The following is a 20,527-nucleotide window of genomic DNA, read 5'->3' on the forward strand; positions in this document are numbered from 1 at the left end:
CCGCATTGTAAAACTGTTCTGTATCAACAACTTTCATCAAAGTATCTTCTGATTTTTTCATTTCTTCTGGATAATTTAAGTTAATATTTCTTTTTTCAGTATTAATATTTAACTTTTGGAATAATTGCTGATCTTTGTCTTCCGTGGGATTGCCAGCTGTTAATAATTTACAACCATAAAAAATAGAATTGGCTCCCGCCATAAAACACAATGCTTGTGTTTGTTCATTCATTTTTTCGCGACCAGCAGAAAGTCTCACATAAGAAGTAGGCATCATAATACGAGCAATAGCAATTGTACGAATTAAATCAAATGGATCAATATCTTGATTATTTTCAAATGGGGTACCTTTTACTTTTATTAACATATTAATTGGTACACTTTCTGGCACTTTTGGTAAATTAGCTAATTGCACTAATAATGCTGCTCGATCAATTACATTTTCACCTAAACCTAAAATACCACCAGAACACACTTTCATGCCTGCTTCACGTACTTTATCCAATGTATCAAGACGTTCTTGATAAGTACGTGTAGTAATGACATGCCCATAAAATTCAGGTGAAGTATCTAAATTATGATTATAATAATCTAATCCAGCATCTGCTAAACGACGTGCTTGATCATTATTTAATGTACCTAATGTCATACAAGTTTCCATACCTAATGCTTTTACTTCTTTTACCATAGTTTCTAAATATGGCATGTCTCGTTCGTTAGGATTTTTCCATGCAGCTCCCATACAAAAACGAGTGGAACCAGCTTTTTTTGCTTGTTTTGCTGATTCAATAACTTTTTCTACTTCTAAAAGTTTCTCAGCTTTTAATCCAGTTTTGTAACGTGCACTCTGTGGGCAATATTTACAATCCTCAGGACAAGCACCAGTCTTAATTGAAAGCAAAGTGCTAACTTGTATTCTTTGAGGATCAAAAGATAAACGATGCACCTGTTGTGCTTGAAAAAGTAATTCAAAAAAAGGTAAATCAAACAATGCTTGTGCTTGACGAAGCGTCCATGATTTTTCCATCTTCACCATCCTTATTTTTAATGAAATAAAAAGTATTGCCAGTTTAAATAATAGCGTTATCATGTCAACAAAAATAAACAAAATTATTTAAAATAATATAATTAGTTGAGTCAATAACATGAAATTAGATGATCTTAATTTTGATATTAAACACATTTGGCATCCATATACTTCTATGATTAATCCAATGCCCTCTTATCCAATTATTACTGCATCAGGTGTTGAACTTGAATTGGCAGATGGAAGAAAACTAATTGATGGCATGTCTTCTTGGTGGGCAGCTATTTATGGTTATAATCATCCAATACTAAATCAAGCAGCTATAAAACAATTAAATAAAATGTCACATGTTATGTTTGGTGGTATCACACATCCACCAGCTATTGCATTATGCCGACAATTAATGGATATTACCGATGAAAAATTAGAGTGTATTTTTCTTGCTGATTCAGGTTCTGTAGCAATAGAAGTTGCATTAAAAATGGCATTACAATATTGGTATGCAAAGGGAGAAAAACGTCATAAATTTATTGCCTTAGAAAACGGATATCACGGTGATACTTTTGGTGCTATGTCAGTTTGCGATCCAAAAAATTCTATGCATAATCTTTATAAAGGTTATCTGCTTCCCCACTTTTTTGTACCAGCTCCAAAATATAGTTTTTATGATAAATGGAATGAAGAAGATATAGAAAATTTAGAAAAAAAACTTAAAAAATATGCTGATAAAATTGCAGCTATTATCCTTGAACCTATTGTACAAGGAGCAGGTGGAATGCGTATTTATCACCCTGATTATCTAAAAGCAGTAAGAAAATTATGTAATCGCTATCACATCTTATTAATTACGGATGAAATAGCAACAGGATTTGGTCGAACTGGAAAATTATTTGCTTATGAACACAGTTCTATTGTACCTGATATTTTATGTTTAGGAAAAGCACTGACTGCTGGTTATCTTACACTCTCAGCTACATTAACCACTCGTCATATCGCAGAAACAATTAGTAATCATGAACCAGGTTGTTTTATGCATGGACCAACTTTTATGGGTAATCCATTAGCTTGTGCAATTGCTGATGCTAATTTAACATTATTAAAAAATAGTCCATGGAAAATATGGGTAAAAAATATTGAAAATCAGTTATTTTCTGAACTCTATGATCTTCAAGATCATCCTAGAATTTTTAACATAAGAGTTCTAGGTGCAATTGGAGTGATTGAAATGAAAGAATATCTAAATGTAAGTAAATTACAACGTCAATTTGTTAATGAAGGAGTATGGATTCGACCATTCGGTAAATTGATTTATTTGATGCCACCTTATATTATTAAACCTGAACAATTAACTAAATTAACGGATGCAATCAAAAAAATAATCTCAATGAATACATTGTTTCAATAATTTTATTTTTATTTACAATGTATGAATTGCAATCCACATTGGACCTTTTCCTACTAAATACCGTTCTATAAACTCTAAAAAACCAGTAACGGGATTTATTTTATAGACAGAAATATGATTAGATTTTTGACCAACCACCAGCAAAAAATTACCGGCATTATCAATATTAAAACCACGTGGCTGTATTTCTGTTGCATATGATTCTATTGGCAATAATTGTAAACCATCACTTATTACTTGAAAATGTCGAATAATACTTGTAGAACGCTCACTGGCATAAAGGTGATAACCATCTGGGGTAATGTGTATATCTGCTGCCCAAGGTTTATTCTTTAAACCAACGGGTATGATATTATATTTTTCTACTTGCCGATAAGTTTTTAAAAAATTATAAACACCAATAGTTGCATCTAACTCATTCACACAATAAAAAATATCTTTATAAGGATGAAACACTAAATGTCTAGGTCCTGCACCTTTTTTAGTAGAAATAGAATTAAAGCTATGTTCTTTAAGAGGATTTTTATTATAGCCAATTACAAAAATTCGAATGATATCTTCTCTTAAACAAGGAACTAATAAATATTGTTTGTCAAAACTTATACCTACAGCATGAGGATGTTGTAAATGATCAATAATTTGAATAACCGAATGAACAATCCCTTCTGCATCAATTGGTAATACCATTAATTGATTTCCATGATAAGAAGCGATAAATAACCATTTGTTATAATGATCTATAATCATATAAGTTGGTGAAGATGGAATTTTTGTAATGGCTTTTTTGGTAAGTTTACCTTCATCTGAAATAAGATAAGTTATAATAGAACATTCATCACGAACGCCAAGATAGAGATATTTACCATCATGACTAATTTGTATTGTTTGTCCTGGATGTGGTAATATTAATTCTTGTAATAAAGTTAATTTACCTGTATTATGTAATGACCAAACATAAAGTTGTTTGCTTTCTGGGCTTGCAACATATACTACTTGTTTCATAATTAAACCTTTTAAATACAAGAAATACTTTAATTATACAAAAATATTAACGAAAAAAATCTTGTTAATAACCAAAAAAAACCTTCAAAAAAAATAAATATTTTTCAATAATGCTGTTCACTACTGTTAAAAAAACATAAATTTAACAGATATCACAGTCATGATTTTTTATAATTCTTTTATTTTCAAAAAAAACCGTATATTCATAATATATACTATGATATATCTTATTTTTATGTAATATTTAAAATTCAATTCAAAAAATATAGCTAATTACAAACATTTGTTTGCAAAAAGGTTACAAAAAAATATTTATGCAAAAATATTTTTATCTAAATTACCATAAAAATTTCATGCACAACATATTATGTTAAAACAAACATTTTAAAAAAAATAAATACTATTATATTATATAAATTTTATTTATAAACTATTTAAATAAATATTTATGAAATACATTAAAAAATAAATAATTATGAAATATTTCCTAATGTTGATTATTAATAATAATTATATAAATTTATAATTAAAAATTACAAAAAAAATACTTAAAAGATATATAATAACTTTATATGATTTAGTATGTTAAATGAAACTACAGAATAAAAATATTCATTTTTTATTTAGTTTTACTAATGAATATAGTCAGTAATATATCTAAATCATATTGATTTATAATACGATAAATCGATAGATTTTTTTAATAGAATTTAATGCAAATTTTTAAAAAAATTAACAACGTATTTAATTAATTGTCATACAAAAAATGATAATTTTTTTTAGTTTTTGTAAATTAACGTTTTTTATACTTTTATATTGATGTTTAAATTTAATATTGGTTAAAATTTATTATTACTTAATAATACTTAATAATTATTACTTAATAATACTTAATAATAATATAGGGAATTATGGGCGATACCAGACTTGAACTGATGACCCCCTCCTTGTAAGGGAGATGCTCTACCAAACTGAGCTAATCGCCCATCGTCAAAATGAAACAATTCTAAATTTTATATATAATTCTTAATAAAGTCAATTTTTTTACAAAAAATTATTAATACAATCAAAAACAAAAAACTTTATAAAAAGTATTACATTAGATTCAAACTAAGCTTATACTATATAAGAAATTAAAAAATAATAGATTATAGAAATGTTTATATTAGATAAAAATAAAATAAAAATAAAAAAAACTTAATTGCTAATACTAGAAATATAAAAGTATTACATTACATATAGTTATACATAAAATTTTGTTGAAAAAATATCTATTTTTGTAATCATAAGATATTAAAAAATATTTTAGGTCATTTTTTATGAACACAACAAAAACCCGTTTTGCACCAAGTCCGACAGGTTTTCTACATGTTGGTAGCGCTCGTACTGCACTTTACTCATGGCTTTACAGTCGACATAACAAAGGAAAATTTATATTACGTATTGAAGATACAGATATTGCACGTTCAACAAAAAAAAGTATTAATGCTATTATTGATGGAATGAATTGGTTAAATTTAAATTGGGATGAAGGTCCTTATTACCAAACTAAACGCTTCAATCGCTATCATGCAGTAATTAATCACATGCTAGATAAAGGAATAGCATATCGTTGTTATTGTCTTAAAACTAGATTAAATAACTTACGAAAAAATCAAATTTCTAATGGTCAAAAACCACGTTATGATGGCTATTGTAGAAATAATAATAATGATCAAATCAATAAACCTCATGTAGTACGTTTTGCTAATCCAAAAAAAGGTTCAGTAATTTTCGAAGACAAAATTCGCGGATGGATTAAATTTAGCAATCTTGAATTAGATGATCTAATCATACGTCGAAGCGACGGTACTCCAACTTATAATTTTTGTGTAGTTATTGATGACTGGGATATGAAAATCACTCATGTAATACGTGGTGAAGATCATCTGAATAATACTCCAAGACAGATTAATATATTAAAATCACTGAATGCACCAATACCTAAATATGCACATGTTTCAATGATATTAGGTGATGATGGTAAAAAATTATCTAAACGTCATGGAGCTATTAGTATTATGGAATACCGCGAAGAAGGTTACTTACCAGAATCATTACTAAACTATTTAGTTCGTCTAGGATGGTCTCATGGTGACCAAGAAATTTTTAATTTAGATGAAATGATAAATCATTTTTCTTTACAAAAGATTAACAAATCAGCTAGTATATTTGATATTAAAAAATTATTATGGCTAAATCATTATTACATTAATACATTACCACCAGAATATGTTGCGAAACATTTAAAGTGGCACATGGAACAACAAGGTCTTAATATAAAATCTGGTCCTACTCTAGAAAATTTAATAAAACTTCTGGGTAAACATTCAAAAACTTTAAAAGAAATTGCTACATCATCTCACTATTTTTATCAAGATTTTGATTTATGTAAAATTGAAGAAGAATCAAAAAAATATTTATGCAAGACTGCTATCTTACCTTTAAAAACAATAAGAGAAAAATTAGAAAAGATAAATACTTGGAAAAAAGAAAGTATTTATGAAGTGATAAAATTAACTGCATCAACACTAGAAATTAATATTCAAAAAATTTGTATGCCATTACGTATTGCTTTAACTGGAACCATTCATTCCCCAAGCATTGATGCAACTTTACATGCCATCGGAAAAAATCGTGTATTAAAACGGATTAATAATGCTTTACTCTACATTAATAATATAAAAAAATAACATTTTAATTCAAAACAAAACATTATTTTTAATTTAAATTATATGTATTTTACAAATAAATTAGATTTTGTAAGATTACATACACTCAAAATTATTTTTTTAAACTTAATCAAAAAAATTAAAATTAAGATATATTAAACATTAAATATTATAAACTTTAATTCTTTTCTTTAATTCTTTTGTTTGGGGCTATAGCTCAAAAGGAAGAGCGCTTGCATGGCATGCAAGAGGCAGGCGGTTCGATCCCGCTTAGCTCCACCAAATTTAGAACATATAATTCTTTAACTATAGTATGCTTTATGCTAATTAATTTAAGCTAGAAAATTATTTTTTGTAATAAATTTCAACGCTTTGTTAACAATACTAATATCTGCATTTTTTTTATATGCATTTTCACTTAAATATCGTCGCCATTGACGAGATCCTGAAACTCCTGAAAACATTCCTAACATAGGTCGAGTAATATGACCCAAAAAAGTACCATTTTTTAATTCTTGATGGATATAAGGATACATTGCTTGTATTGCTGCAATTTTATCAAATAATAAATTATGACTTTCTCCAAATATTTTATAATCAACCTCCATTAATAAACTAGGATCTCTATATACCTCTCTCCCGATCATAACACCGTCAAGATATTCTAAATGTTTTTTAGCTTCATTAATAGTTTTGATTCCACCATTAAGTACAATGATTAAATGAGGAAAATATTTTTTTAATTGATAAACACGTTGATAATTTAAAGGAGGTACCTCTCTATTTTTCTTAGGTGTCAATCCAGATAACCATGCTTTACGAGCATGAATAATAAACAAACGACATTGACTATTAGTAACAATTGTATCAACAAAATTAATTAAAAAATCATAACTATCATCATTATCAACTCCAATACGAGTTTTAATTGTGACAGGAATGGTTACTACATCTTGCATTGCTTTTACACAATCTGCTACTAAAGAAGCTTCTCTCATTAAAGAAGCGCCAAAAAAACCACTTTTCACTCTATTAGATGGACATCCAATATTTAAATTAATTTCATCATAATTATATTTTTGAGCTATTTTTGCACAATAAGCTAATTCTTTTGGTTTATTTCCACCTAACTGCAAAGCTAACGGATGTTCCTCTTTATTATAAGTTAATATATTTTTTATATTTCCATAAATAATAGCATTAGTTGTCACCATTTCTGTATAAAGTAAAGCTTTTTTGGTTAATAATCTATAAAAATAACGACAATGACGATCTGTACAATCAAGCATTGGAGCTACACTAAAACGATTTACATTATAATATTTAATTTTCATGCATTAATTATATTAGTTATTTTTTATTTTTTATAAAGAAAATATTAACAAAATAATTTCATTGTTAATTAACTACTGTTCAATAAAATTGAATATTACTTAATTCACAATATTAATAACACTGATTTCTAGAAATTAATTAAAAAACAGAAAAGTATAAAAATATTTTATATATTAAAATTATTCATCCATAAATTAAAGAGTTAAGACATCTTGAAAAATTAGTATCATATTTATTATTTTTTTTTAAAAAACGATAATTATTCAACATTACAATCAAAATAAAAAATATATTATTTATTTTGATAAATCTATAAATATTTAAAATACTACATAATATTTAAAAAATATTTTTTAAATATTACTTTTTTAAAATTGAAAAAATACATATTATATATTAAATATAATATATTGTTTTTTTTAAATATAATATATTGCATAATACATGATTTATTGAATGATTTTTTAATTTAAATATTGTTATTTTTTATATAAATACTTTAATAATGCAATGCATTCAAAATGAATAAAATACATTATTTCGAATACAAGGATACATATATTATCGATACATCAATAATTATTCTCATACATATTTAAAAAATAAAAAATATATTTAATAACCTAAATATTATATCAAAAATTTTATATCTAATTTTTATTATTAAATATTTTAAAATAAATTACTTATTCAAAAATAAAAAATATGCAATAAAAAAACTAAACATAACAGCTAAATATCCATAGTTTTATCTTTCATAGTAATATATATTTTAGTTTTAGAATGATTTTAAAATATCAAATGAAATTACAAAAAAAAATCATTAAATGTTCATTATTTAATATATAAATAAAAAGAATAATTTAAAATTTATTATCATAATATTAATTATTAAGAAATTTTATAAAATTTAATAAAAAATAAAAATGATAATTTAATGTAATTTAAACAATGTATGATATTCTTATCATAAAAAATACAGAAAAATTAATCACAAAAGTATTTAATTAAAAAAAAACAAATTTTAGAACAAAATATTATTTACACATTATATAACATATAAAAATATCATGATTAATTAACAAAATCATATAATGCCAATAAACAAAAAATATTATGAATACTCATGATAGGAAAACATATGCGATATCAACAAAATATTCAACGTTTAAGAAGATTACGTCAAACAAAATCCATTCGAAATTTATTTCAAGAAACAAATTTAAGCATAAATGATTTAATATTACCTTTATTTATTGAAGAAAATATTCAAGATTATCAAGCTATTACAAGTATGCCCGGTATATTTCGTATCCCTGAAAATAAATTACCTTACGAAATTGAACGTATTGCTAAATCTGGTCTCAAATCAGTTATGTTATTTGGTGTTTCTCATAACCAAGATGCAATAGGTAGTGATACTTGGAAAGAAAATGGATTAATTGCTCGTATGTCAAAAATTTGTAAAAATACAGTACCAGAAATCATAGTAATTTCTGATACTTGCTTTTGCCAATATACTTCTCATGGACATTGTGGAATCTTAAAAAGAAATACCGTTGATAATGATAAAACATTGTTGAATCTACAAAAACAAGCGATTACTGCAGCAAATGCTGGTGCTGATTTTATTGCACCTTCTGCAGCTATGGATGGACAAGTTTTTACAATTCGGAATGCACTCAATAAAGCGGGTTTTATACATACTGGTATTATGTCTTACTCAACTAAATTCGCTTCTAATCTTTACAATTCTTTTCGTGAAGCTATAGGATCTTCTTTAATTGGTGATCGAAAAAGTTATCAAATCAATCCAATGAACCGTAATGAAGCTATTAGAGAATCATTAATAGACGAAAAAGAAGGTGCTGACATTTTAATGATAAAACCAGCAGGTACTTCTCTTGATATTATACGTGATATTCGTGAAAGAACTACTTTACCATTAGCTGCCTATCAAGTCAGCGGGGAATTTTCTCTAATAAAATTTGCGGCTAAAGCTGGTGTAATTAACGAAATTGATGTTGTTTTAGAAACATTGAGTGTAATAAAACGTGCAGGAGCTACATTAATATTAAGTTATTTTGCATTAGATTTAGCAGAAAAAAAACAAATTTAATTAATTTCATATTTTAAAAAATTAAAAAAAATAAAAAAATAATTTTAAAAATTAAAACACAAGAATCTGCAATTAGTAATATTGATGTTATTCAAATACATGACACTTAAAAAATTATTAAAGAAAACTAGAGAAATATATTTTTTAGAAAATTAATGAATAATATTTTCTTTTATATAAAAATTATTTTATGTAAAAATCATTATTAAAAACATATATACAAAAAATTTTATGTTATTTTTAAATAAAAAATTTTGAATAACTTTTATAATATAAAAAATTAAAAACCACATATGCATTACTTAGTTTTATTCTTTTATAAAATAACATGCACACAAAATTTTTTAGTTAATATAACAATTTTAATAAATTAATTATTGATATAAAATCTTGTAAATTACATTTAAAATCAATTTATTACCAATAATAAATAAAATAATTAGTATAATTTTTTATTACATAAAATATTTGTTAAATATAAAAATATAAATCAATTTTTAAAAAAAAGAAGTTTTTATTAAAATTTACTTATTTGTTACATTTTTATTAAAACTAAAATAATTAATTTTAATAATATTTCAAATACAAAAATAATTTTATGAAAACTAATTCATGATTTTTATATTACATTCTTTAATAAGAATATTATCATGATCTAAATATCAAAACTTCTTGAACAAAGCTATGTACAATTGCTTTCAATATTGTTAATAGAAAGTTATTTTATTATCTCGATATTTTTTATTCATTTTTAATTGATAAAATTACGTCACATTTATTACTTATTATTTCCAATATACTAAACAGTAATTTTTTTTACCACGTTTTATTAAAGAATAACGTTCAAACAAACGATCTTTTTCAGTAAAAACATAGGCAGGATCAGAACATTTTTTACCATTAATCATAACTGCATTAGATTTAATTATTTTTCTAGATTGTCCACGTGAAAATACAAACTGCGCTTCAATTAATGCTTCCTGCAAATTTGCCCCTACATGTAATTTTATTATCGGTACTCCATCTTGTGCCAATTGTATAAAATCTTTCACTGATAATTGATTAATATTATTAAAAAACAAATTTTTAGTAATACGCTTAGCTGCCTGCAAACTTTCATTTCCATGTACAAATTGAGTAATTTTTTCTGCTAATAAATATTGAGCTCTATTTTTTTTATGACTATTTTGGTCTTCTTTTTGCAAAACTTCTATTTCTTCAATCGGTATAAAAGTAAAAATTTTTAAAAAACGATAAACATCTACATCTTTAGTATTAATCCAAAACTGATAAAATTTATAGGGACTAGTTTTTTTTGGATCTAACCAAATAACACCATCTTCTGTTTTTCCAAATTTAGTACCATCAGATTTAATAATAAGAGGTACAGTTAAACCAAAAACTTTTTTTTGATATAACCGACGTGTTAAATCAATACCTGAAATAATATTACCCCATTGATCTGATCCACCTATCTGCAATTTAACATTATATTTATTAAAAAGATAAGCAAAATCATAAGATTGAAGTAAACTATAAAAAAATTCACTAAAACAAATTCCATTATTATCACGTTCAAGACGTTTTTTAACCGCTTCTTTATGAATCATTTGATTTACAGAAAAATATTTCCCAATATCACGCAAAAATGTCAATAAATTTATTTTACTAATCCAATCATAATTATTAATAATTTTGGCACTATTTTTAGAACAATCAAAATCTAAGAATGGCAAAATTTGTTGACTAATTTTATTTACCCATTCAGATACCATTTCAAAAGTTTGTAATTTGCGTGCATGAGATTTAAAACTGGGATCACCAATCAAAGCCGTACCGCCACCAATTAAAATAATTGGTTTGTGTCCCATCTTTTGAAAATGTTTTAAAGATAACAACGGAACTAAATGACCTAAATGTAAACTATCAGCAGTTGGATCAAAACCACAATAAAGATTAATTGATTCATTTGAAAGTTTCTTACTTAAGTATCTTTCATCTGTTAATTGATTAATTAAACTCCTATTTTTTAAATATTGCAATAATTTTTCATTAACCATTAATAGCTCTCCATAAATCATATCTTTTATTTTACATACATGGTATTTATCGCTTAACTTTTAAAAAAAACATATTTATTTAATGAAGGCATCAAGAAAAATATTTTTTATTAAGGTGCTAAACGATTAATTTCCCAATGATTAGATTTCCATATATATATAAATCTATCGTGCAATCTTTTATTACCACCTTGCCAAAATTCTACACTATTAAACTTAATACGATACCCCCCCCAAAAACTAGGCACAGGGATTTTGCTATTTTTAACTATTTTAGAAAATTGTAAAAATTTTTTTTCTAAAACATCACGACTAGATATTTTTTCTGATTGTGGAGAAATCCAAGCTGCTATTTGACTATCTTTAGGACGACTATAAAAATATTTGATAACTTCGACAGAAGATAATTTTTTAGCAGTACCAAGAAAACATACTTGACGTTCTAATGAACACCATGGAAATAATACACTAACGTGATTATTAACAATAATATGTTGTGATTTGCGACTAAATAAATTAGTATAAAAAATCAATCCATTTTTATCATAGTGTTTTAACAAAACAATTCTTTGATATGGCTGTCCATTATTATCTACTGTAGAAATAGACATCGCTGTTGGATCAATCAGTTTTTCTTTATAAGCATCTTGCATCCAAAGATCAAATAAAATTAAAGGATCGTGTGTTAAATCTTGACGTCTTAAAATGCCTCTAGAATATTCCCTTCTACAATTAGAAATATTAAATTGAGTATTTTCTAACATCTCTCTATCTCCAACGATTTTATTCAATGAAAATTGAAATCATATTACATTTAAATATTTATAAAAATTATATACAAACTAACATTATTAAAAAATTAATAAAAAACAAGCATAATCTATTTATAAAAGGAAATTTTCTTAAATAAAAAAAATAAATATAATTATATTATTCATATTATATTTTTTATAATCCATATATTATATTTAAAATCTTAAAATCTTACTCAATGTATTAATAGATAAATTCAATTTTTATAAAAAAAATATTTTTGTAAAAAATATGTATTTTATGTTTATATTTTATATACAAAATCTAATTTTATAGATCAAAAATAAACTCAATTTATAATTATTTAATTTTTAATATTTTTAAAATAAAAATCTTAATAAATTAAAAATTTTAAAAAAATATAACAAAAATGACGTAAACATAATCATATAATCTTGTAATTTTACAAAATAAGAAAAATATGATATTTATAAAAAACAAATAGTTTATATAAAAGTTTGTATTTAAAATTGCATTTATAAAAATCATAAATTCAATTTTAGTATTACATTTTTGTTTTTTATTCCATATAATATTTTTATCATTGCAAACTTTTTATTAAATCAAATCTCTATTATTATTTTTTAATTTTTATATACAGATCATTGTGAATCTTATTATAATCAATGTTTTTTTTATAAAACAGCAAAACTAACACGTGTAAAAAATACCAATACCATAATAGATATTACTTATAATGTATAACTTATAAAAATAGTAATTTTAAAAAAATATATTAACAATTTCAGAAACTAAAAAATCTGATAAGAAAATATAATAATATACATAAAATATTATCTTTCTTATATTTTTCAGAATTTTTATACTTTAAAAATAAAAAACACAGGCACGGGTGAGGTTCCAAAAACCATATACAAAAAATTGAATAAATACTTCAATTAATAAAAAGTTAATTTTTTAAAACTTAAAAATATTTAAAATATAAAAAATTTGGATCTTGCGAAGAAATATATATTAATTTATATATTATAATTATATAAAAAATTATAAATTTATTGAAACATCAAAACATAATATTGTTTCTTTAAAAGAACGTTCAAAAAAGTTATTTATATTAAATCTTCATACATTATTTTTTTATATAAACAACTTTTACTATATATTTAATGAATACAATATAAAAATTTTTATAAAAAAATAATATCTAATTCTTCTATATAAAAGAATTTTGTAAAAAACTTTATCAAAAAAAATATATCAATCATAAAATTTATATTTTTTTTAAGATAAAAAAAATTAAAATAATCAAAATTTATATAATAAACATTTTCATAAAAATTATATCCATCCATACATTTTTTTATGTTATGCTAATCTTTTATATTCTATACAAATTATAGAACAATATTCTTTTATTTTTAAGCATAAATTAATATAAAAATGTCTAATAAAAAAAATGATATTCATACGTTATCAGAACGTTTTCGAGGCTATTATCCTGTCGTTATAGACGTTGAAACAGGAGGATTTAATGCAAAAAATGACGCACTATTAGAAATAGCAGCCATAACATTAAAAATGGATCAAAAAGGTTGGTTAGACATTGATAAAACACTTCATTTCCATTTAATACCTTTTGAAGGTGCAAACATCGAAGCTACTTCACTAGCTTTTACTGGAATAGATCCTCACAATCCATTACGTAGAGCAGTCAATGAACATACAGCTCTAAATGAACTTTTTAAAATGGTTAAAACAGGCATAAAAAATAATGATTGTCATCGAGCTATTATTGTTGCACACAATGCTAATTTTGATCATAGTTTTATAATGGCTGCAACTCATCGAACAAATTTAAAACATACTCCTTTCCACCCTTTTGTTACTTTTGATACTGCTACACTCAGTGGTTTAGTTTTCGGTCAAACAATTTTAGCTAAAGCATGTGATACTGCAGGAATTCCTTTTGATGGAAAACAAGCACATGGCGCACTTTATGATACAGATAGAACAGCATTGTTATTTTGCACAATCGTTAATAAATGGAAAAAATTAGGAGGATGGCCATTAAATGCAGATTGCTAACAAAAAAAATATTAAACTACAAATTTTTTACAAAAAAAAATTATACAATTTTTTTATAAAATCGTAATTATTTCTAAAATATATTGATATATATTTTTATATATTATGCTTCTATTATATTATTGCCAATATATTATTAATTATTATTAATAATGCATAATTCAAAAAAGATATCAAAAAAATCTTTAAAAATCAAGAAAAAAATTTTTAAATAATTTTAAAATACATCAAACAACTATTTAGTATTTATAAAAATAAAACCAAAATATATTAAAAAATAAGTCTAAACATTATTTTTAATTTTTTTTAAAAAGATAAAAATAAGATGATATTATTTTTATAATTACAATTTATACATTATTTTTTTAATAAAATTGATACATAAAATAAATGATGTTAATCATACTTGCTTTTAAAAAATTACTTAAATAACTCATAAAGTTTACATATTAATAAAAAAAACAGTCAACAACAGATTTTTTTTTGATTATATAAAAATACATCACTTTTTGAAAGATTATTAGATTTAATATAATCATAAATATTTTTTGAAAAAATCATTAATGCATAAAATAAATATTGATCATATTTAATACTAAAAAATTATTTAAAATAATAATTTTAATTTGCAAAATTTATCATTTCATGATAAAATCTTTGATTTTTAAAAAATCATCATATGAAGATTTTAGCATATGAAGATTTTAGAATGAACATTCATAAAAATAAAAAAAATTAAAAATAATTTATAAAACATATCATAAGTTTTCTTTTTAGAGAATTAACAATTAATATCATATTCAAAAACTATAAAAATTCATCGAAAAACAACAAAAATCACTACGTCAATAAAATACAATATCTATTATATATAAAATTTTATTGCTTATATTTAAAAGTATAGTATATAATAATTTTATATCAAAATATATAATATAAACAATTAATTAACATTATAAAGAATCTATAGATTAATTATCATGAAAAAAACAAAAATTGTTTGTACTATTGGTCCAAAAACTGAATCTAAAAAAAAACTTTTAGAATTATTAAATGCTGGCATGAATGTTATTCGACTAAATTTTTCACATGGGAATCATCAAGAACATAGTCGGAGAATAAAAAATTTTCGTACTGTCTGTAAAGAAAATAATCAACATGCAACAATATTATTAGATACAAAAGGGCCAGAAATTCGTACCATGCATCTTAAAAATGGAAATAATGTATTCTTAAAATCAGGACAAAAGTTTATTTTTACTACTGATATGTCAGTTATAGGAGATAAAAATAGAGTAGCTGTTACTTATCAAAATCTGCCTTATCAAGTAAAAACAGGTGATAAAATTTTAGTTGATGACGGTTTAATTGCTATGAAAATTTCATCTATCAAAAAAAATAATATCATATGTCAAGTACTCAATAATGGAAATTTAGGTGAAAATAAAAGTATTAATTTACCTGGAATATCAATTAATTTACCAATACTAGGGGAACGTGATAAACAAGATATAATCTTTGGTTGTCAACAAGATGTTGATTTTATTGCTGCTTCATTTATTCGCAAACATACTGATGTAGAAACAATTCGTGCTTATCTGAAAAAACATGGAGGTCAAAATATACAAATAATTTCTAAAATTGAAAATCAAGAAGGATTAAATAATTTTGATAAAATTTTAGAAGCCTCTGATGGTATAATGGTTGCACGAGGTGATCTTGGTGTCGAAATACCAGTAGAAGAAGTAATTTTTGCACAAAAAATGATGATTAACAAATGCATTTCTTCAAGAAAAATTGTCATTACTGCTACACAAATGTTAGATTCTATGATTAAAAATCCATTACCTACACGTGCTGAAGCAGGTGACGTAGCTAATGCTATTTTAGATGGTACCGATGCAGTTATGCTTTCTGCGGAAAGTGCAAAAGGTAAATATCCTATTGAAGCAGTAAAAATTATGTCAACTATTTGTGAACGTACCGATAAAGTCATGCCAAGCCGTATAAATGATAAACAAAAAAATCAAATTATAGGAATTACTGAAGCTATTTGCCGTGGAGCAGTAGAAATAGCAGAAAAATTAAATGCTCAGTTAATTATAGTGGCAACCTATGGTGGAAAATCTGCAAAATCAATACGTAAATATTTTCCAAAAGCACCTATACTGGCTTTAACTACTCATGAAAAAACAGCACGTCAATTATCTTTAGTAAAAGGTGTAATTCCAGAAATAGTAAAAAAAATTAATTCTACAGATGATTTTTATCATATCGGAAAAAAAATTGCTTTAGCAAATAATTTCAGTAAAAAGGGTGATATAGTAGTTATGGTTTCCGGTGCATTGGTACCAAGTGGTACAACAAATACATCATCTGTCCATATTATATGAGCTCATTTAAAAATAAATTTCTTATTACCGAAAAAAATATATATATTTTCATTATAAATAATTTTATAAAAATTTTTTAAATTATTAAATTAATATTATATTATAAGAAAAAATAAGAATTTTAGATAATTTTAAAAAAGATCTAATAATTGAAAGTTAAAAAGAGAAAAATATTCTCTGTTTTGATAGAAATGTGTCATACTTACTTTACTACTCAGAGATTAACTAAATTTAAAGGATAATATAATGAATCGTACTAAAATTACACTAACTTCTATCTTTTTGACTGCTTTTTTATTAGCAGGTTGTTCAAGTAGCAATCAAATGAATAAACTTTCCTCTGATGTACAAACATTAAATGGCAAAGTTGATCAATTATCTAATGATGTTGAATCATTACGCACTGATGTTCAAACTGCTAAAGATGAAGCTGATCGTGCTAATCAACGTTTAGACAATCAAGTACGTACATACAAAAAATAATTTAATTATTTATAACATTTGATGTATTTATTGATAAATAAGGTACCTAAAATATAGGTGCCTTATTATTTAAAGGTTTTTACTTTAGAAAAGTATTTATATCATTACAATTTATTTTATTGACTTTTACCGGCATTCCAGAACGTCGTGCAACAACTTCATCAACTAATTTTTTATCAATATCTTCTTGCTCTAAAAAAAATTTAAACTCATCACTGTATACTAATGGCATTGTTTGTGGATCATCGTACTCTGTTTTTGATAATGGTTGATGTACTTCTATATAATAACTACCATCAGATTCTTTATGATATTTAATAGGTTCATCAATTACTTGTACACGGGTTCCTAAAGGAATAGAATGAAATAATGTTTTTATATCTTCGGATCTCAAACGAATACATCCAGAACTAACACGTAATCCAATACCAAAATTGGCATTAGTACCATGAATAAGATATTGTCCTTTATCATAAGATAAGCGTAAAGCATAAAGTCCCATGGGGTTATCAACTCCAGGAGGTAAAACATCTGGCAAAATCACCCCATCCATAGCATAACGTTTACGAATATCAGATGTAGGAGTCCAAGTAGGATTCTTAATCAATTGATTTACAGTAGTTAACATTGTAGGTGTATCAGCTCCTAATTGACCAATACCAATTGGATAAACAATAACTTTATTTATATTTTTAGGAAAATAATATAATCTTAATTCTGGTAAATTAATAACAATTCCATCATGTTTCGTTGCTGGCAATAACATTTGTGATGGAATGATTAATGTATTTCCAGCTTTAGGCAAATAGGGATCTGTTCCTGGATTAGCTTCTAACATAGCAAGCATACCTATATGAAACTCTGTTGCAATCGCTTCTAATGTTCGACCATCACTGGGAATAGTATAATTAATATTCTCACCAATTAAGTGCGTAGTCGTAGATGGTAAAAGATATTCAGTAGCACTAATATTTACCATAATACTATGTAAAGCCCATAAAATGATAAAAAATAATTTCTTTTTCATATATGTTTTTTAAAAAAAATATATTAAATAATACTTCTCGTAACTTTTTGATAACATAAATTATTCAAAATATTTAAGATCTTAAGTTAGATAATTTTCTTAGTTCGTTGAAGGATAGTTTTAATAATAGCATATAGCCCTTGACTACGTGATGGTGTTAAATGTTGCTCTAATGATAATTTTTTAAAAAAATTTTTGGTATTTATATTTAAAATTTCTTGTCCAGTTTTATTTTGAAAAATAATTATTATAAGTGCAATTAAACCTTTAACAATAGCTGAATCACTATCACCTAAAAATTGAATTTTACCATCAATATCAACGTTCATAACAATCCATACCTGACTTTGACAACCTGTAATTTTATTTTTAGATTTTTTTTGTTCATCAGTTAAAGGTAATAATTTTTCTCCTAATTCAATCAAATAAAGATAACGTTCTTCCCAATTTTTACAACGCAAAAAATTACATAACAATTTATTTTTATCAGGTAAGCTAGACATTATTTTACTCTTATGTATGCTCTAATACATTCATTAGTTTAATAATTTTTCAATATGTTGCAAAATTTCTATCAAAAAATCGATTTCTTCTTTTTTTGTATAAATAGCTAAAGAAATCCGACACATTGCTGGTACTTTATAAAAATCCATCAATGGTAATGTACAATGATGACCTGTTCGTATTGCTATAGCGTAATTATCTAAGAGAGTTCCTACATCATAAGCATGATGATTACCTAAATTAAAAGCAACAACTCCTTGACGTTCATCAGAACCATAAATATGTAAAGAATTAACTTTTTTTAAAGAAAATATAGTATATCGCATTAATTCACTTTCATATTTATATATTTCTGCATAACCGATATTATTAACATAACGCAAAGCTTCACCTAAACCTATGATACTAACAATATTAGGAGTACCAGCTTCAAAACGCCATGGTGTTTTTTCATAAGTAATATTAAGTATGGGTGATTTTTTTAAATTCATATGTACAGTATTAACCATAGCACCACCACCTTCCCAAGGTGGTAAATTATCTAATAAAGACTTTTTACCATATAAAATACCAATACCAGTAGGTCCATATAATTTATGTGCTGAAAAAACATAAAAATCACAATCTAATTCTTGCACATCAACAATATTATGAATAATACCTTGTGCACCATCAATTAAAATTGATAATTTTGCTGTTTTTTTTTCTGCACATTTTCTTGCATAATTAATAATATCTTTCACTGGATTTAAAGTACCTAAAATATTAGACATATGTGTAAAAGATAAAAATTTTGTTTTACTATCAATTAATTTGTCTAATTTTTCAAAAATTAATTTACCATTTTTATTTATAGGTAATACGCGAATATTAAAACCAATTTTCATTGCAAGCAAATGCCATGGAACAATATTAGAATGATGTTCCATTTGACTAATAATAATATTATCTCCTGATTTAATAAAAGTATGTGCATAACTATTAGCAACTAAATTTATACCTTCAGTTGTTCCTTTCACAAAAATAATTTCTTCAACAGCAGAAGCATTAATAAAATTAGCTACTTCTTTACGAATATTTTCTACCATAATTGTTGCATCAGTACTCAAAGTATGAATACCTCGATGTATAGCAGAATAATGTTCAGAAAGAAAAATACGTTCTTTTTCTATTACTTGAATAGGTTTTTGTGCACTAGCAGCACTATCTAAATAAACCAATCGTTTACCATTTATAATTTTTGCTAACATAGGAAAATCTTTACGAATAGATTCTACTGAAAATGCCATATTAAATCTCTGATAACAAATTAATTAATAACATTCGTGATATGTGTTTTAGTTAAAAATTATTGACAATATCTATTGATATAAATAAAAGATGATTCAGATATTATTTATATTTTTAATATCAATATTCAAAAAATTTACGTATATATTATAAATTAATTTATATATTTAAAATATTTATTATATTTGAGTATACAGTATTACTTTTAAAGTATTAATCAATATAATTTTAAATAAAATGACTCGGTTTCTTTTCTTAAGAGAAAATATATTTTTTATAATTTAAATTATTATAATTAATATTTTTACTTAT

The 20,527-nt window shown here is 24.3% G+C and carries 13 protein-coding genes, 2 tRNA genes and 1 pseudogene; 7 read left to right on the forward strand and 9 right to left on the reverse strand.

Translation table 11 applies throughout. The features are described 5' to 3' along the window. Positions 1-99 precede the first annotated feature (99 nt). Positions 100-1,027: pseudogene (gene bioB, locus ABNS14_RS03165) on the reverse strand (biotin synthase BioB); the annotation flags it as partial. A 118-nt stretch (positions 1,028-1,145) separates the two neighbouring features. Between bioB and bioA the strand changes: the two are divergent. Continuing rightward, positions 1,146-2,432, forward strand: coding sequence for an adenosylmethionine--8-amino-7-oxononanoate transaminase (gene bioA / locus ABNS14_RS03170; protein WP_348666278.1), 1,287 nt, complete (start codon positions 1,146-1,148; stop codon positions 2,430-2,432). A gap of 12 nt (positions 2,433-2,444) precedes the next feature. Here bioA and pgl read toward each other — a convergent pair whose 3' ends face one another. Beyond that, positions 2,445-3,434, reverse strand: coding sequence for a 6-phosphogluconolactonase (gene pgl, locus ABNS14_RS03175; RefSeq protein WP_348666280.1), 990 nt, complete (start codon positions 3,432-3,434; stop codon positions 2,445-2,447). 912 nt (positions 3,435-4,346) lie between these two features. Then, positions 4,347-4,420 (reverse strand) — tRNA-Val (locus ABNS14_RS03180). 333 nt (positions 4,421-4,753) lie between these two features. Here ABNS14_RS03180 and gltX point away from each other — a divergent pair. Both gltX and ABNS14_RS03190 read left to right on the forward strand, forming a co-directional pair. Next, a complete protein-coding gene (gltX, locus tag ABNS14_RS03185; RefSeq protein WP_348666281.1) occupies positions 4,754-6,166 on the forward strand; it encodes a glutamate--tRNA ligase in 1,413 nt (470 codons plus the stop codon). 185 nt (positions 6,167-6,351) lie between these two features. Next, positions 6,352-6,427 (forward strand) — tRNA-Ala (locus tag ABNS14_RS03190). Positions 6,428-6,477: 50 nt separating this feature from the next. On the opposite strand, the gene dusA is transcribed toward ABNS14_RS03190, so the two are convergent. Then, the gene (gene dusA / locus ABNS14_RS03195) at positions 6,478-7,479 is read right to left on the reverse strand and encodes a tRNA dihydrouridine(20/20a) synthase DusA (protein ID WP_348666283.1); all 1,002 of its coding nucleotides are present in this window, start codon (positions 7,477-7,479) and stop codon (positions 6,478-6,480) included. A gap of 1,142 nt (positions 7,480-8,621) precedes the next feature. On the opposite strand from dusA, the gene hemB reads away from it, so the two are divergent. After that, positions 8,622-9,599: a porphobilinogen synthase gene (gene hemB, locus ABNS14_RS03200; RefSeq protein ID WP_348666677.1), complete on the forward strand. Its 978-nt coding sequence runs from the start codon at positions 8,622-8,624 to the stop codon at positions 9,597-9,599. Positions 9,600-10,384: 785 nt separating this feature from the next. Here the strand turns inward: hemB and tyrS are convergent. Beyond that, complete coding sequence (gene tyrS, locus ABNS14_RS03205) at positions 10,385-11,659, reverse strand: tyrosine--tRNA ligase (protein WP_348666285.1); 1,275 nt, start codon at positions 11,657-11,659, stop codon at positions 10,385-10,387. Positions 11,660-11,769: 110 nt separating this feature from the next. Next, the gene (gene pdxH / locus ABNS14_RS03210) at positions 11,770-12,423 is read right to left on the reverse strand and encodes a pyridoxamine 5'-phosphate oxidase (protein ID WP_348666287.1); all 654 of its coding nucleotides are present in this window, start codon (positions 12,421-12,423) and stop codon (positions 11,770-11,772) included. Positions 12,424-13,873: 1,450 nt separating this feature from the next. Here pdxH and rnt point away from each other — a divergent pair. The 3 genes from rnt (at position 13,874) to ABNS14_RS03225 (ending at position 17,394) form a co-directional block, all read left to right on the forward strand. Next, positions 13,874-14,518: a ribonuclease T gene (gene rnt, locus ABNS14_RS03215; RefSeq protein WP_348666289.1), complete on the forward strand. Its 645-nt coding sequence runs from the start codon at positions 13,874-13,876 to the stop codon at positions 14,516-14,518. A 980-nt stretch (positions 14,519-15,498) separates the two neighbouring features. Beyond that, positions 15,499-16,911, forward strand: a complete 1,413-nt coding sequence (pykF, locus tag ABNS14_RS03220; protein ID WP_348666290.1) for a pyruvate kinase PykF — start codon at positions 15,499-15,501, stop codon at positions 16,909-16,911. A 246-nt stretch (positions 16,912-17,157) separates the two neighbouring features. Continuing rightward, the gene (locus tag ABNS14_RS03225; protein ID WP_348666292.1) at positions 17,158-17,394 is read left to right on the forward strand and encodes a major outer membrane lipoprotein; all 237 of its coding nucleotides are present in this window, start codon (positions 17,158-17,160) and stop codon (positions 17,392-17,394) included. A 79-nt stretch (positions 17,395-17,473) separates the two neighbouring features. Here ABNS14_RS03225 and ABNS14_RS03230 read toward each other — a convergent pair whose 3' ends face one another. From ABNS14_RS03230 to ABNS14_RS03240, 3 genes are all read right to left on the reverse strand, one after another. After that, on the reverse strand, positions 17,474-18,421 hold the full coding sequence (locus tag ABNS14_RS03230; protein WP_348666294.1) for a L,D-transpeptidase family protein: 948 nt from the start codon (positions 18,419-18,421) through the stop codon (positions 17,474-17,476). A gap of 86 nt (positions 18,422-18,507) precedes the next feature. Further along, positions 18,508-18,924 (reverse strand): cysteine desulfuration protein SufE, encoded by a 417-nt coding sequence (gene sufE / locus ABNS14_RS03235; RefSeq protein ID WP_348666296.1) that lies wholly within the window; start codon positions 18,922-18,924, stop codon positions 18,508-18,510. A 33-nt stretch (positions 18,925-18,957) separates the two neighbouring features. After that, a complete protein-coding gene (locus tag ABNS14_RS03240; protein ID WP_348666298.1) occupies positions 18,958-20,214 on the reverse strand; it encodes a SufS family cysteine desulfurase in 1,257 nt (418 codons plus the stop codon). Positions 20,215-20,527 lie beyond the last annotated feature (313 nt).

It is taken from the genome of Arsenophonus symbiont of Ornithomya chloropus (genome assembly GCF_964026495.1).
Taxonomy (GTDB): Bacteria; Pseudomonadota; Gammaproteobacteria; order Enterobacterales; family Enterobacteriaceae; genus Arsenophonus.

Bases quoted from the DNA above. Each gene is read 5' to 3' on its own strand.
- bioA (WP_348666278.1), top strand. From the start codon at position 1,146: ATGAAATTAGATGATCTTAATTTTGATATTAAACACATTTGGCATCCA.
- pgl (WP_348666280.1), bottom strand. From the start codon at position 3,434: ATGAAACAAGTAGTATATGTTGCAAGCCCAGAAAGCAAACAACTTTAT.
- gltX (WP_348666281.1), top strand. From the start codon at position 4,754: ATGAACACAACAAAAACCCGTTTTGCACCAAGTCCGACAGGTTTTCTA.
- dusA (WP_348666283.1), bottom strand. From the start codon at position 7,479: ATGAAAATTAAATATTATAATGTAAATCGTTTTAGTGTAGCTCCAATG.
- hemB (WP_348666677.1), top strand. From the start codon at position 8,622: ATGCGATATCAACAAAATATTCAACGTTTAAGAAGATTACGTCAAACA.
- tyrS (WP_348666285.1), bottom strand. From the start codon at position 11,659: ATGGTTAATGAAAAATTATTGCAATATTTAAAAAATAGGAGTTTAATT.
- pdxH (WP_348666287.1), bottom strand. From the start codon at position 12,423: ATGTTAGAAAATACTCAATTTAATATTTCTAATTGTAGAAGGGAATAT.
- rnt (WP_348666289.1), top strand. From the start codon at position 13,874: ATGTCTAATAAAAAAAATGATATTCATACGTTATCAGAACGTTTTCGA.
- pykF (WP_348666290.1), top strand. From the start codon at position 15,499: ATGAAAAAAACAAAAATTGTTTGTACTATTGGTCCAAAAACTGAATCT.
- ABNS14_RS03225 (WP_348666292.1), top strand. From the start codon at position 17,158: ATGAATCGTACTAAAATTACACTAACTTCTATCTTTTTGACTGCTTTT.
- ABNS14_RS03230 (WP_348666294.1), bottom strand. From the start codon at position 18,421: ATGAAAAAGAAATTATTTTTTATCATTTTATGGGCTTTACATAGTATT.
- sufE (WP_348666296.1), bottom strand. From the start codon at position 18,924: ATGTCTAGCTTACCTGATAAAAATAAATTGTTATGTAATTTTTTGCGT.
- ABNS14_RS03240 (WP_348666298.1), bottom strand. From the start codon at position 20,214: ATGGCATTTTCAGTAGAATCTATTCGTAAAGATTTTCCTATGTTAGCA.